9 protein-coding genes and 1 pseudogene are annotated in these 14738 nt (G+C 60.2%); 1 reads left to right on the top strand and 9 read right to left on the bottom strand.

All coding sequences use genetic code 11. The features are described from left to right. Positions 1 to 125 precede the first annotated feature (125 nt). The 5 genes and pseudogenes from NKI59_RS27265 to NKI59_RS27245 form a co-directional block, all read right to left on the bottom strand. Positions 126 to 1181, bottom strand: a complete 1056-nt coding sequence (locus NKI59_RS27265) for a TniQ family protein (protein WP_352707924.1) — start codon at positions 1179 to 1181, stop codon at positions 126 to 128. Between the two features lie 5 nt (positions 1182 to 1186). Further along, the gene (locus tag NKI59_RS27260; RefSeq protein WP_352707923.1) at positions 1187 to 2065 is read right to left on the bottom strand and encodes a TniB family NTP-binding protein; all 879 of its coding nucleotides are present in this window, start codon (positions 2063 to 2065) and stop codon (positions 1187 to 1189) included. Between the two features lie 7 nt (positions 2066 to 2072). Continuing rightward, positions 2073 to 2345, bottom strand: coding sequence for a hypothetical protein (locus NKI59_RS27255; RefSeq protein WP_352707922.1), 273 nt, complete (start codon positions 2343 to 2345; stop codon positions 2073 to 2075). A gap of 328 nt (positions 2346 to 2673) precedes the next feature. Continuing rightward, positions 2674 to 3012 (bottom strand): hypothetical protein, encoded by a 339-nt coding sequence (locus NKI59_RS27250; RefSeq protein ID WP_352707921.1) that lies wholly within the window; start codon positions 3010 to 3012, stop codon positions 2674 to 2676. Between the two features lie 150 nt (positions 3013 to 3162). Next, positions 3163 to 3326: pseudogene (locus tag NKI59_RS27245) on the bottom strand (DUF6494 family protein). 366 nt (positions 3327 to 3692) lie between these two features. On the opposite strand from NKI59_RS27245, the gene NKI59_RS27240 reads away from it, so the two are divergent. Further along, a complete protein-coding gene (locus tag NKI59_RS27240) occupies positions 3693 to 4397 on the top strand; it encodes a gluzincin family metallopeptidase (RefSeq protein WP_352707920.1) in 705 nt (234 codons plus the stop codon). A gap of 418 nt (positions 4398 to 4815) precedes the next feature. Here the strand turns inward: NKI59_RS27240 and NKI59_RS27235 are convergent, their stop codons facing one another. Genes NKI59_RS27235 through NKI59_RS27220 form a run of 4 tightly spaced genes read right to left on the bottom strand, consistent with a single transcriptional unit; the run spans position 4816 to position 14334 of the window. Then, on the bottom strand, positions 4816 to 9522 hold the full coding sequence (locus tag NKI59_RS27235; protein WP_352707919.1) for an AAA family ATPase: 4707 nt from the start codon (positions 9520 to 9522) through the stop codon (positions 4816 to 4818). Position 9523: 1 nt separating this feature from the next. After that, on the bottom strand, positions 9524 to 10879 hold the full coding sequence (locus NKI59_RS27230) for a hypothetical protein (RefSeq protein WP_352707918.1): 1356 nt from the start codon (positions 10877 to 10879) through the stop codon (positions 9524 to 9526). Continuing rightward, complete coding sequence (locus NKI59_RS27225) at positions 10872 to 12482, bottom strand: DEAD/DEAH box helicase family protein (protein ID WP_352707917.1); 1611 nt, start codon at positions 12480 to 12482, stop codon at positions 10872 to 10874. The genes NKI59_RS27230 and NKI59_RS27225 overlap by 8 nt, the downstream gene beginning before the upstream one ends. Further along, entirely contained in the window at positions 12475 to 14334 is a 1860-nt protein-coding gene (locus NKI59_RS27220; protein WP_352707916.1) for a Druantia anti-phage system protein DruA, read from the bottom strand. Before NKI59_RS27220 ends, NKI59_RS27225 begins: the two co-directional genes overlap by 8 nt. Positions 14335 to 14738: the final 404 nt, after the last annotated feature.

Here is a 14738-nt window from a genome sequence, read left to right as displayed (position 1 = left end):
CGACAAGTCTTGCTTCAAGGGCTCGTCGCTCCGCAGCCAGCGATTCCAGGCGGGCACGGATACGGTCAATCTCATCGTCTCTTTCAAAATCGCATTTCGACACAGCCTGAACCACTGTCTGTCAATCAAACGCCAGATATGTCAGCTCGGCCTCCAACAGGCCGATATGCTCTGGTACCATGACCACCTAACTGCCGTTCTCTAACACGTCGATAAGCGCCAATCAGGGCAGAAAGATCGACGCCCTGGATATCAATCGTCCTTTGGGGAGCTTCGTCCTCGATCATGACACGCTTGCGCATCCACTGGCAGAGCGGTTGCAAGGCTGCAGCAAGGCTACCGGCGGCGAGAATGCGCTGACGCCAGAAGATGATTTCGAAAGCCTCCGTCCCGGCCGTCAGATGATCGTGACATTCTTCTGCTATTTGGTCGAAACAGCGGATGCGCGCGGCTGAAGATAGGTTGATCAGCGTCCTGGCCGAGCCGGGATCAACGGCCGTCGGAAGGCTGAGGAGTCGCGCGATCAGCGAACTCTTTGCGAGAAAGCCCTTGGCGGCCTCCATGCGGAGCATGTCATGAAGGCAGCGCTCGAAACGCCGCGTTGCCGCTTTCGCGGCTGTTCTCAGGTCGAAATGGCAAGTGGCGCAATGATGCTGCGGAATAAGGCCCGATTGATTAAATGCTGCAGTGCCGCTGCCGCAAGACGGACACCGGTCACGCAGCCCGCAGCCGTGCATCGGGCAGGAGATACTGCTCGCCATCCGCCACCGCCGGCGGAAGTAAGGCGCCAAATCGGAGGTGAGGCACTGAGGGCAGAATTGCAGCCAGGTCGAGCGCCCTCGGTGGCCGGTCTGGCGCAGTGGTAGCAGGAGGCGCGTGCGCTCATCCTGCGCAAGGGTCATTGCAGCCAAAGTGTCTCGCGCAACTCCGGAATAGTGATGAAGCAGGCGCGCCGCGCCATCCGGCAGCGCAAGATCGAGCCGCGCCGACCACATGCCGCCGTCTATCCCGAAAACGTCGGCAAAATGGCGCGGTGCGATGCCATTGGCGAACGCCAGGCGATTGAGCCAGCTCGATAGCAGCTCATCCGCTTGCGGCACGACCACGACTGGCCAGCGGTCGGAATGAATCTCCCGGTAGTGCGACTGCACTTCGATCGCGAACTCGGCCGTGCCGGTCATAGCCGCTATAGCAGGGCTTCGCGCACCAGCGCCTGACGACGGGCCGAGAGTGGAATGTGGCCTAACCGATCGATCATCGCCATCGAGATGCACTCGGCGCCGGATCGGACGGCGACCACCGCCGCCTTGGTGAGGATGGCGACGACCTCGCCGATCAGGCCCTCCGAGAGCGAAAAGATCTTGCGCGCCATTTCTTCCTCCGACAGGTCGGAGCTTTTGGCGAGCGGCAGGGCCGCCTCGAGACTGTCGAGGAGCGCCAGATATTCTTCGCCATAGCGCCACCGCGGGACCGCGCACAGCTCGAACCGGCTCGCCATTTCATCGGTCGCATTGATAAAGTCATAGACGGCGACCTCACCGATCAGCACCGGCGAGATGTCGTGAATCCGGCCAAGCCGACGCAGGAAGGCGAAGATCGCCTCGACGTCGCGGGTGCGGCCGCGTAACGCGTTGTGGAATTCGTCGAAGATCAGGATTCGGGGCGCGAGGCTGGCGAGCAAGTGATCGAGTTGCGCAGCCTTCCGACCAACATTGCGGACGTTGCCGATCGGCGCTTTCAGCGCCTGAAGGACGCTGGCATAGAAATGGGCAAGCCCCGCGCCCTCGTGGGTTTGCACGATCCAGACCCGTTGCGTCGGAGACATCCTCAAATGCTCGATTGCGAATCGCTCGGCGACCATCGTCTTGCCGTTGGCGTAAGGACCAATCAGCATCAGGCCGCCGGTGCGCAGTGCAGCCGGACGGGAAAGCAAGTCGGCCAACCGCTCATGAGCGTCCAGCGCCGCGTGATGGCCGATCCAGCGCGGCGAGCGGATGAAGGCGATCCGCTCCTCGATGTTTCCATCGAGATAGGGCCGTACATGGTCGAGAAGATGATCGGCCATTCACGCGCTACCATTCTTCGATCGGCAGCCGCCGCTTTTGACGCACCGGGTGCTCCACCGGGGCCGGCGGCACCGGCGCCATTGCCTCATAAGGCTTGGAAGCTCCCGCCGCATGGCCAGCGCGAACGGCGTTGCGCAATTCCGTCTTCTTGTGCTTGGCGGTTCCGGCAACGGACGCAATCTGACGGCGGAGCTGGACCTTCTCGACATTCGACCGGGCATTCGCCATCCGGCGGTTGGCGCGGTCGCTTTCGTGCTCCCACAGGGTGACCGGCGTCAAAATCCCGTCACGGCGCCCTTTTGCACCAGCTTCTGCAAGGCGGCACCCCATGATTGAAATTCTTAGCGAGAAATCAGTCGCGCAATACCACCCAAAGCCAACGCGGATATGACATTCGCAGGATTGAAATCCGCAAGTAAAAGCCACAGCCGAAGACCATTGTGCCGAGACCGCGCAGCCCGAGCATCGCGTAGTCCGGCCAGTGGAGGCTTCGCTCTCGTCGGACTCGGCCGCGCCAACGCCTGGCTGCGCGGCAACTGGCCGACTCCCGATCCAGCCTGCCGCCTGACGCGCCATTCGCGAAACGGGAACAAGAAGGGGGCGACAATCACGCCTTGCCGATCCATGAGTCCATGGCTTCGTTCAAGGGACGCTCGGCCCCGTCCAGCCACAGCCAGCCCGCGTATACGAACATCGGCATGCCGATGAAGCATAGGGCGATAAAGTAGAGTACTCCGGCGACCTCGCTCCAGTCCTTTGCCTCGCGGAATGCCTTGAGGGTCTCGCGGACCCCCCACCCGGCAAGTGCCAGCAGGCCCCATATGATGGCGATGACAACGGCGACAACGAAGAATCCCTGCAGGCCTCCTAGCATCGCGTCCTTGCCGAACAACAGCACGCCCGCGATGACCGCTAGCAGCAGGTTAGTGATTCCGCGTCGTTCCATGGCGCTCTCCCCCAGCCGCGCGCAGGGGCCATAATGCACAGAGTCGGCGGAATCGCAAAGGAGGCGCGGAATGGCGAAGGTTTCCCAAGCGACATCTGTCTCGACCGCTTTCGGCCGCCTCGGCCGTTTCGCTAGGTCGCTTCGCCCGGCTTATGGAAGTTCGATCTCGCGTCCACCACGTGGTTGAGGCCGGTGCCTTCCGCCGTCAGCGTCATGCGGACCTTCAGCTTCTTGCCGCCGATTTGCCCTTCGCGCACCGTCTCCTCGATCTTGCGCTGGGAGGTGACGCCGACTTCCTTCAGGAACTTGCGGATCTACATGTTGACGGCGTCTTCGCCATGGCGGAACTCCTCTGTGTCCGGAAGGGATTGTAAGGGAAGGCAAGGGATCAAGGAAGCAGGACGGTGACGCACGGTTTTTTAGAAATAGACCTCGAGCCGGGAGGAGACGTCGGGTCCTTAAACTTGATCGACCCCTGGCAGGAGGAGTGGAACCGATCGACGTCTTGCGCAGAAGACTTCACCTTCGACCAAAGACATCAGTCCAACAGGCTGCTAGTTTAGAAACGAACGCGGACTCCCGAAGACAAGTCAGGGCATGGCGGACGTGCTGGGGACCGAGATAGCGGTCACCACCACGCGGACGGATGCAAGGAAGTCGGAAAGAAACGGAGGAAGGACATGGACGACGTGCTCGAAGCCCTATCGCAAGTGCATCAGCCGCCGTTCCAACTCGTCAGCGCCGTGGCGGAACTGGTGTTCGCGATCTCGATGTCGCCGGGCGAGCGGTCGACGGATGAAGACCCGCCGGACTGGCGGAAGCGTGACGAGGGCTGGACAATCGACGGTTTGCTCGGCGTCTATGTCGCGGACAAGAGGGAGATTACGATCTTTGCCAAGGGCATCAAGCATGCCGCCGCGCAACTCGGCACGACGCCCTCGGGGCTCGAATACGTCGTCAGGCTGCACGAGTGGGGCCATGCCATCTTTCATCTCGGCGTCGACCGGGTCAAGAGCGCCGAACTCGCGAAGGCCAGCCTGACCAACGATGCGAGCGCGGAGCAAGTCACAGGTCAAAGGCTGACGGACACCTACGGCTCGGTCGATCCCTATGTGCACGAACAGATCGCGCAAGCGCTAGCCTGGCTGGCGCTGGAAGAGCTCCGGAGCAAGGCAACGATCGATAAGGCGAAGACCGCATGTGCCAGGCTCAGCGACACGTTCGAAATGCTGATGCGCCGGCGGCCCCCGCAGTATCGGCTGGACAGCCTGAGGCACCTTGAACGCGATCAGCTCCGGCGCCGTGTCTGCGGTGTGATCCGCCTGATTCGAGATGCAGGTGTCAGAGCTGACCGGGAGACCTGGGATACGATAATGCCGTGGTAGCAGACTCGGTGGGGAAAGACGTCGCTCGTCATGCCGATGAACGCGTGGTGAATCGCGATCACACGCGCTATCCTGACGTCGCAAAATGATCTGTTTTCGTCCCCAGAAAGTGTCCGGCTTCAAATCGGAATGGTGGCCGGCTTCATGCCGGAATGGTGTCCAACTTCAAATCGGAATACCTGTCCGGTTTGAATTGGAATCCGCAGTTTGGGTACCGACGTGCAGGCCAGAAGCGCGACAACGTCGACAATCGAGCACGTGACCCCCGCGCATGCTTGAGGAAGCCTTTCGTAAGGCTCCGTTACTTCCTCGGCGAGAACCGTTCGACAATCCGCGTTAAGGGACCAATTGCGTGGTGGCTTATGCACCAACAGCCAGCAACCAGACCGCTTGTGACGGATTTCTCAGATCCGACGGCTCAGGTTGTACGACGCGAAATGCGATCGCGCATGTCAGGGATGGTCGGGGCCGACAAATAGCGCCGTCCATCAGACGTAAGGCTTCGCCCGCCCGGTCCTACCTTGATCAAGTCTAGGCGCGTCAAGTATTCCGAGATCGAAACGAAGTCACCGCGGTTGGAAATACCCAATCCGCGACGAATTTCCTCCTCTGAAGTTGCGCCGCGCGTGCGTAGCAGAATGAGGTACTCGCGATGGCTCGGCGCCAGACCATTGACGTCGATCTTATGCGTTTCCTCGAACCAGTTTGCGACCGCATCGGCAGTCATGAGACGGGACACATCGGCTCGCGTCGGCACACCGCCGGATGCTTTTTCGGCCAATCCGTAAAAGCTTGCGACTAGCGGCTCAAGAATATTGACGGCCGGGCGAGGCGCGCACTGCATACGGGCAGAGATCTCGATACAGGTCTCGCGGCTCAGTGCTGCGCCGTCGAGCTTCTCCTTCGAATGCAGCCACACGATGCCGGCAAGTTCTTCCAACGTGTAAGAGCGCAGCGTTGTCCGGTCAGGTCGGCTCAGAAAGGCTTCGGTCAACTTCCCCGGGTCGGTCGTCGCGAGAAGAAAGACTACGCGGTCGAAGCTGTACACGGTGTTCCCCACCGTCGTGTTGCGCCGGTCATCAAGAGCGCTCAGCAGCACGGTCGCAACCGAATTTCCGATCGCGTGAACCTCGTCGATGAATATCAAGCAAGGCTCGACATCGACGTTGCCCGACGCCCCCGCAGGCACCTTACCAAGCTCGACGAGGCGATCGATAATCATGTCAGGACGGCGAAGGTCCGCTCCATTGAAAATAATCGGCTCGAGTTGCAGCAGTTGCTCGGCAATGCGCCTGGCGAGCGTCGATTTACCAACGCCGGCCGGGCCGACGAACAACTTATCGAGAAAACGCTCGCCCCACCCACGAGCCTTTCGAGCCTGGTTCTCGAGTTCGCGCGCAACCTCATATTGACCGATCATGCCAAGCGCGTTAACCGCGGGTGGCCATGACTGGGAACTGCCGGGTTCTACCACCAGAGTCGGCTGGATCGGCGAAACAGCAGCCGTGAGTATTGTCGGGCCCGATTCTATTGGGTCCGCCTGCACGGTTGTGGGTTCACCGTCTTTCGGTTTGTCTTCCAGAGTTGCCTCGGTCGGCTTCGAAGGCTGCTCCTCCGACACTCCGTCGACGACCGGTGACTCAGTCCTTCTAGTCTGGGGTGGCACCGGACCAGACGGCTGATCCGACGCCTCGCTTCCGCCAGGCGAGGATGGGCTTGCCCTTTCCGCAGCAATCAGTTGCTCCGCAAGCGGTTCAGTGATCGTGCGAACGACGATCGGAATCGTAGTATTCGCAAGCAGCGACGATCTTGGGGGCTCCGCCGCCCGCAATTTCACTACAACCACCTCGCCATCGATCCGAACTGGAGGTCGCTCATCCGACCCGTCGAAGAGCTTTTGCAGCCACGGGCCCCAAGTCTGGCGCCGAGCGGTATCTTCGTCTTCGCTTCCCCACCGCCCAGAGGCAGCGCGCACGAGCACTTCCTTGAGCATCTCGGAACGCGGTGCGCCGAACGGCCCGTCGCCAGCGACCGCATTGGCGAGAACCGCTGCCGTACTCTGGATCTGGACTGCGGCCTGAGCGACCAGCGCAGCTTCCTCGACCAGCACGTTGGCCTGCGTCGTCTTGACTTCGATGGCGGTGATCCTGAACCCGCCATCGGGGTCCCGGCGCACGGCCAGCAAGTCACAGCGCTCTGAAGTGGGCTTCACACCCAGCTTCAACCAAAGGCGGGCGATCTTGTTGTCGACCGAGGCGATCAAGGCGTCGGGATGCGCGCGTCGCACATCACGCGCTGCGAGCAGCATGCCGACAAAGCCGAGCACTTTCGCATTATCTGGCTGGCCAGACTGCTTCTTGATCATGTCCAGCAGACCAGCCCCGACGAGATTGACACCTTGGCGTAGGATATCGGCAAGACCGTCAGTCGTGACTGTCAGATTGCACGATTGGAATGCTGAATACATCAGCGTTGAGAGCCGGCCATGGTCCGCGGCGCTCAACAGAAGCTGCCGATGTCCTTCCTTGCGTTCGAGTAAGCGTACCGAACGCATTCCGCTTTCTGCGGGCAAGGCTCGGTCAGCCAGCAGTACCCAGCGCGCGATAGGCTTATCACCGAGCAGGAGCTTGTCGATCGTGGAACGCAGTTTGTCGGCATCGGCGGACGCGACCATCGTGCTGTCGCGTTGCTCCTGTTCCAGTTCGTGAATCATGAGAACGAAGTCGGAAAAGGGAGGTTCGCCGGGATGCGGGCTGAGACTGATGTCGCCGAGAAACCTGTCCACAACGATCTCGTTGCGGACACAGAAAGGGCTCATCGGAAGGAGGCGTTCGACCCTCCGGCGACGGACCGAGATCGAAGATTCGTCGAATATCGCAGCGATGTGGAACGAGCGTTGACTGAGTTCGCCATCCACTAGCTGTTGGAGACTGTCGGCGGCTACAGCCTGAACGCGCAGTTCGAACCGTCCCGCCGCCACCTTTTCATAGACCAGATCCTGAGCACGCCCCTCTAGTGTTGCTGCCGCCACCAGACGATCCTGATGACCCGAACTGGCGAGGATCGTGACCTCGATACCGGGCAGCCGGTCAATATTGTTGCGACGTTCATCGAGAAGCTTGGCGATCCGTTCCAGCAGCATAGCCGGTTCGGGAGGATTGATCAGAGCCAGGCGGAGGGGGCGCGGATGGTTCGGATAAAGCAATACGTAATGATCTATGGCCAGGATCAACGTATCGACGCCATCGGCGCTGCTGACGGCATTATGGAGGTTCTCGAACGTGGCCATGCCGCTGATCGTGTTTGCGACAGGGAGGAGCTGGTTCAGACCGTTGCCCTCTGGCGTGGCACCGGTGCGAATGACGCCCAGGAACTGCTCCGGCCTTTTCAACTCCTTGACGAGGATCAACCGATCCACATCGTCCAGCATTCCCGTCTGCGCGAGATCTTTGAGTACCTCTCCGAGGCGCTGATAACGCCACAGATGGAGAGGATGGAGAGGCAACATGACGGCTTTGGCGCTAACTCCACCATCGGACCGGCGAATCTTAACCTGAACGATATCCAGCGAGAGAATGGCATCGAGGGTTGCTTGGGCCCATTCGCGCGACTCTTCCCATACCAGTCGATAGTTCTGCTGCACGTTCCTGAACAATTCGGTAGCAGCCGCCAGATAAGCTTTGCACATCGCTCTTGTGGCGGGGTGACTGTCCAGCCATTCGCGCGGGTGTACCGTAAGCGGCTGAATGGCGGTTGCAAGTTCGGCGCGCCGGGCGATGAACTCCTTCCACGTCTCGACGAGCGGTCGCGCGCATGCCTCGCGCACGGCATCGACGCTGTCCCAGCCTTGAAGGAGCGCTTCGATCGACCTCTCCTGGCCGTTGTGGCGCCAGATCGCATCGACATCAAGGAATGTGGGATTGAATTCGACATAACGTGCCAGCGCTTGCGGCAGATCGGCGACGTCGGTCTCTATCAGTCCGCCGAAGCTTTCAGGTCCGCAGAAAGCCTTCACCCATTCGAGCACCTTTTGGTCGACCGGTTCGTCCAAAGTGACGACACCGCGTGATGTGTCGGCGCTGGCAGTGACGCGGTCACCATCGAACTCTTCCCAGGCATTGTCGAGCGCGACTCCGATCGCTTCGAGATCCTCATCCCGCCCTTCAAGCAGGGCGTCGATCGATTCCACCGAGAGATCGGGCTCGCGGGATGGGACGTCATCCACCACGCCGGGTTCGTCGTCGTCCGGTTCAGCCTCATCCTCCACCTGCTTGTCCGCAGGCAGACGTATGAGCAATGCGGCGTCTTCGAGAGTGAGCCCCGACTTCGGATCTCCCCGTCGATGCGCTTCAAGACGGTCCAGCGCCAATGTGACGCTCTCCCTGGTGGCGTCGTTTACATAGCGAACAACGCGAGCGCGCCTTTGGCGGATTTCTCCTGGCGACAGAATGGTCACCAGCTCGCCAAGCTGGAGATTTCGCTCGAGTTCCTTTCCGATGTCCGGCTTTTCAAAGAGATGCGGGTCCGGAAGCAATCCAAGCGCGGGCAACGCTTCGCGCGGCGCGTCGATCGAGCCTGCTGGCGCCCGGGACCACGCCTCTAAAAAGGCGCTAATGCCGTCGAGCGACCGTAACGGTTTGAGCAGGTTCTGGTCGCTGAGCGCCTGCAGTAGCATGCGATGTTGCGGCGTCGCTGTGAATGCTGGATCGGATTTCGCCCAGCTGAGCAGATATGATGCAAGCTCGGACGATGTCGCCCTAGCGAAAAACCGCAGACCGTGGACGCTCGGATTATACCCCGTTGCGAGCGCGATTATCCGCGGATGCGCGCTCCGATCGTTTCGCCATTCTGTCGCGACGTGCAGATCGGTGGTCAGCCCCGCCAATCCGGCGATGCCAGCGCGTGTGACAATCTGTTCGAGGGTGGCATCATCGATACCAAAACCAACCAGGGCCAATGAAAAGCCTTCGGCTACGAACCGCGGTGAACGTCCCAGCGCTTTGAGGAGGCTTTCAACATCGCATGGCGGCAGTCCCTCCCGCGCGAAGTCGTTGCTGCGATCCAAGGTCTCCAGCATCCAGCTGGCAAGCGCCTGCGCGACGAAATGTGGGGCCAGTCGCGACATACTATATAAGATCCTCGGCATCGATTGCACATAAGGTCAGACCGTCGGATGGCTCGACCGCAAGGCCCAGACGGACCAGCAGAGCCTGGAAGCTGGCCGCGTTTGGTTGCAAATCCTCGTCGCTGTCGAGCGGACCAAAGCGCTGCGCGCGCAGAAGCTGCGCGTCCTCTGCATCGGCGCCAACGCAAATACGCCATGTTCCGCGCAACGCGCGGGCAAGATCCGACAGGGTCATGATCTGGCCCGGAGCGATCAAGCTCAGGACCAGCACGCGGAGCGTGTCAGCCTGAATCTCGATATGCTTTCGCGTCGCGCTTGGCGCGCGGGGCTGAACGAAGCCAATGCGAACGCCGAGATCCCGAAAATGATTATCGAGGTTCTGGCGCGCATCTGCGGACCCCGCAAATACGCTCCAGTCGCTGGCTGACAGCGCCGCCGGCTTTCTGTCCCATTGACGGTCATAGCTTGCCGAGAACAGGTCCAACTGGCGTGCATAGCTCGCCCGGCTCTGCGCGCGGATTCGCGGATTGCCGCCCTGCAATGCGTCGATCAGCAACAGCGGCTCGAATGCACCACGCTTCATCATGTAGACGAACAGCCAGCTGCACAGACCGATGATGAGAAACCGCAATGCATAAGCCGAGCGCGTTGCTTTCAGATTCTCGACAAGTCGTCCGATCGCCTTCGTCTGCTCGTGCATTTCTGCAGCGATAACCTTCAGCCGTTCGTCATCCAAAGTCCCAAATTGCTCATCATATCGATCGACGAATGGCTCATCGAAGTCATCGAGAAGGGGTGCGCCGAAGTCGGCAAGTGGCGGCGGCGGCGCATCGAGGAGGCGCCGGCACCCTGCCAAAACCGCCGTTCCTTCCGGCGTTGCCTCCAGCACGCTGACGACGAAGGTTCCGGCATAGCCGTGATTCTTGGATTTGTTCGAAACATAACGAAGCGATGGCGTGCTGAAGTCCGTCCCGGGCGAATTGTAAGGAGCAAACGCCGCATTCAGTGCAGCACCGTCGTTATTATATGCGGCATTGAGGTGAGCTCGCAGCGCACGAAACGCGTCCTGATCGATTACGTCGCTAAGTCGATTGAGCTCCACAAGCTTGGGATAGAGTCTGTCGGAGACATATTCATCTAATATAGATCGACTATCGCGTGGAGCGGCTTTCGGAACCGACGCCTTATTCAGCAGCTCAAGCTCATGCTGGCGTCCGGTCAGGGAAAGCAGGAAACTCGTCGCAAAATGGACTGGTTTCATGCGCCGTGGCTGATACCCGAGAAATTCGGCATGGACCCGCCTCTCAGCCGCTGCGTCCGCCGAAATCTCGTCCTTGGTGCGGCGCGGCTTAAGCATAACGTTTTACCCCTTCATAGCGTTTGCCGTCCGCGCTGAGGCTGACCTGGATGACGTCGAGATTTTCGAGGTGGACCGACCAGATCGTCCGCGCGCCCGAATGATCTGCCGTGCCGAGTTTCTCCAGGAAAGCGTCGAGCTTGTGGATATCGCGTTCGGGAATGAGTTTCCGGGGAAGCCCACGCGCGAGACGCTTGAGGGTACGATAGAGCGCGAAATCTATCCGCAATCGAGGATGGCCAGCCATTCCTGGCACACTGAGGGCAATATGATCCGCCTGGTATTCGAAACAACCCAACAGCCGCGATGGCAGTCGGGGTACATCTACTGAGAACAGATCCACTGCCACCCTGCTGCCCGCCAAGAAGGATCGCGAAGGCTGCTCGTGAAATCTGTGTCCGTTCCACAGATATAAATGGTCTTCTCGACCCGCGAACGGAACCGGGCAATAGGCAGCATTAATAGCGGCTATGAGCAGGCTGGCGAGCTGGGTGCCATTGGATGTCTGACCTGAAAGGAGCTTGTTGAAATCCTGGGCGTCCGGGTCGGCGAGCGCAAATGCCTGATGGCCATCGCGATGCTCGAAGTAGAACCGGCGCTTCAGTGCTGCGAAGTTTTCTGCATCTAGCAGCGAATGAGGCGCGGGGGCGGGGGGTGTCGCTACCCAGCCCGATCGGACGGATGCGCCACGCTGCTCGAGTACGGCATCCCAATGAGGATGGCTGCATCGCGCTGGATCAACATCGCGAAGCGCCGTCGTCAGGTCGAACCGGGCATCAGGGGCGAACAATGTCTCTGAATACCAGTCGGCGCGCTGGAAATCGCGCTGTCCGCTTGTACCGAAAACCAATCGAGCCGCCAGAATCCAAAGCTCTCGCACAGTGGCCCGGTGCCCGATCGCAACCAGCCTCGCCATCAGGATAGCGAGGCGCTCGCGCACGAGCGGGATGCTGAGAAGGGCATGGTTTCGCGCCGCGATCATGTCCCGATCGGAACCGATCGTCGCAATAAGCGACGCATCGCTCAGCAACCTGTCAATTAAGCGGCTGAAGAAACTCGCGCCAAGCGGATTGCGGAGACTGAGGTCGATCACGATCACGTCCGATCGGGCGTCTTCATCAGCGGATACGGCACCATAGGCGAGCCGATGTCGGCACTGCCGTTCGACCTCGTCAAGCTGGTCGAAGCCATCTTTGGCGGTACGAAGTTGAAACAGCGGATACTCGTTCGCCGCCATGCAAAAGGGACGCCCCTCGTTCAACGCCGCGCGCCATGCTTCGAAAACAGGCGCCGGATCATCACCGCGCATCAGCGCGGTGGCGTCGGGCACAACATGTGCCCCTGCCCCTTCAAGCACAGACCGAATTCGCCGAAGAATATGGGTTTTCCCATCGCCAGCATTGCCGGTGAGGACGACACTACGTCCCTGTCCCACCTGGGCGGTTACGAAATCTTCGATCGCGGTTGGCACGTGAAGGCGATCGAATTCCTGTGCGGTCAGCGCTTCGGCGATTGCCTTCGGGCCGGCTGCCGCTAGCGTCACCCACAATTTGTAGTCATCGACCGCGCTCGTGCCCGCCGTCCCGGGGTGCTTGTCAGTCACTCGTCGTTACCCCTCTGAAATCAATCAGATAGTCCCCCAAGGGGCGAAATCTGTCTACCAGCAAGCCGTTGCGTGCCGGCTCATAGTCGAGTCGGCTCGCAAGCCACCGCGATCTCCAATAGTCGGCAATGCGCTCGGTTGCTCCCACGAATGCGTCGGGATCTGCCACGTAACTCGGCAGGTTGATCGTGCGCTCCATCAACCAGTCGCGCGCGGCATCGAACAGTGGGGCGGCGTAGATCAGCCGGTGCTGGCGGTGCTGGAGCAGCTTGTCGGGATCGAAGCCAAGCATGCGCAAACCCATTTTGAGCTTGCGAAGCTTGGGACTCGTGCCCTCCCCAAAGACACTGTTCACCTCCTTGTAGGCGTGAGTGCGGGAGAGGAGCGCATCGATCGCGCGGCTCGTTTCAGGCGAGAACTGTACTGTTCCGAAGCCCGAAGTTTGTCCAATCGGTAAGTAGCCGATTTCGGTCTGATCGGGCGCGATCGTCCCGGCGGGGATCCGGAGCCGGTTATACTGGCTCGATCCATGAACGTAGAGGCTGGTGGTGCCAAGATATACTAATGCAGAATCTCGCGTGACAGGCTGGTTTCGCATTTGCGACGAGATGATCGATGGACTGTCATAGGCCCGCTTGTAGTCGGCACCGACCTGCGGGCTGAGCATCAGCAGAGCAACCAGTTTGCCGCCCAGCATTCCCGTATAGGGAGCTATCGCGCCGCATGTGGTGATTTCGAGCAGGTTGGCTCCCGCGCGACGGGCCTTCAGCGCTTCGAGGACAATGTTGATTGCGCTACGCACATCCTCCAGCTCCAGCGTGTCCAACGCTTTGGCTGGGTCGATGAGCGAAGACCGGTGCTTCCTCAGCGCGCGGCGCGCCTGAAGCAGCCGTCCGATCGCATGCGCGCGCTTCTTTGCAATGAGCTGTTTTCGAGCTGTGTGCATCCGGGCATCGATCGACGCCTTGGCTTCCATCTCGAGCACGTTGTCATCGACCGGCGGAGCGTCATCCATCTCCCATCTGGTGACATCGAACGCATCGCGTTCGCTGCTGGCGACTTCGCGCAATAGCTCCTCGCGAAGCCGAGCGAATTCCTGACCGCGTCGCAGGAGCTTTCTGATAATCGCATCATCGGGATCGGCAATCTGCCCGGGTGTGACGAGGTTCTTCCACTCAACCTCACTAAGTGACGTCTCGATCTGCTGTTCGAGCCACTCGACCTCGGCTTCGAGCGCCTCGCCGCCCGACGCCACTGCGGCGGCGAAGCGCGGTGCCAATGCCCGTCGATGCCACCCGATGAAGGATTCGCGGGTTTCCCCCATCTCGAGTGGGCAGTTATTCAGGGAGGCAATGCCAATTACGGGCTTCGACGGCAGCGCATGGTCGCGAACGAGATAAAGCAATTGCCGCCCCGGGGTCGAAACCTGCGGGATCGACCACGTAAACCGGACATAGCGCCAGATTTCGCGTAGGCTATGCCCTGTCAATTCGTCCTTCCTATCGTCAGCGAGCTCAAGTACCGGTTTGACGGCATTTGCCAATGCGGCGGCGCGCTCCGGACCCTTCAATTGGACTGCTTCCCGCATCCGCTGGCTGAGTTCCGCACCGTCCGTGAAAAGAAGCCGGATGCTCTTTTTGTCCCGACTGCCCGCTTCCATCTTCTCAATGAAGCTGCGCACGGCGGGCTGTTCGAGCTGATCCTTGACCAAGGGGCGAAGCTCGGCGCGCAGAATTTCCTTGCTGGCGATGATTTCGGCTGTCGGACGTCCGCTCACCAACTCCTTCGGGTTCTCAAGCGCAAAGCCGTAGCCTTGCTCGATCAGTCTCCAGCGAAGCCGCACGAGATCCATCAGGATTCGGAGGCATGCTTCATAGACGAGTCGTTGATCCCCCAGCTGCGTCGCACCTTCGCACCACCGTAGCTCTTGCGCCAATATTGCTTGCATGCTGTCCCGGTCTCCCGCCTGTTGGGCGGAAGCAAGGGCCCGGGCGAATTCGGGAAAGCGCTCCGCAGGGCTACCGTCGAGCGGTGGGAACAGAGGGACAATCATAATATGAAGGGAATTCGTCGATTGCAGCGGTTACCCGCCAAATCTTTGACGTTGGGCGGCTGGGATGGCAAATGTCTGATCAGGACCATGTTGTTCAGATAGCATGTTGAAAGCCGCGCGGCCACCCGGTCTCGAATCGTTTCCTCAAATCTGCCCTCTGGCTGCAGCATGACACCATCTGAACTGGTTAATGTGGGATTGAA

Origin of the sequence: Mesorhizobium sp. M0598, assembly GCF_040320865.1 — a bacterium.
Classification (GTDB): Bacteria; Pseudomonadota; Alphaproteobacteria; order Rhizobiales; family Rhizobiaceae; genus Mesorhizobium.
Note: the sequence above shows the minus strand (reverse complement) of the source record. Positions and strands in the feature narration are given on the sequence as shown.

What these genes read in the sequence shown, in the direction of transcription:
- NKI59_RS27265 (WP_352707924.1), bottom strand. Translation starts at nt 1,181, where the DNA reads ATGACCGGCACGGCCGAGTTCGCGATCGAAGTGCAGTCGCACTACCGG.
- NKI59_RS27260 (WP_352707923.1), bottom strand. Translation starts at nt 2,065, where the DNA reads ATGGCCGATCATCTTCTCGACCATGTACGGCCCTATCTCGATGGAAAC.
- NKI59_RS27250 (WP_352707921.1), bottom strand. Translation starts at nt 3,012, where the DNA reads ATGGAACGACGCGGAATCACTAACCTGCTGCTAGCGGTCATCGCGGGC.
- NKI59_RS27240 (WP_352707920.1), top strand. Translation starts at nt 3,693, where the DNA reads ATGGACGACGTGCTCGAAGCCCTATCGCAAGTGCATCAGCCGCCGTTC.
- NKI59_RS27235 (WP_352707919.1), bottom strand. Translation starts at nt 9,522, where the DNA reads ATGTCGCGACTGGCCCCACATTTCGTCGCGCAGGCGCTTGCCAGCTGG.
- NKI59_RS27230 (WP_352707918.1), bottom strand. Translation starts at nt 10,879, where the DNA reads ATGCTTAAGCCGCGCCGCACCAAGGACGAGATTTCGGCGGACGCAGCG.
- NKI59_RS27220 (WP_352707916.1), bottom strand. Translation starts at nt 14,334, where the DNA reads ATGGATCTCGTGCGGCTTCGCTGGAGACTGATCGAGCAAGGCTACGGC.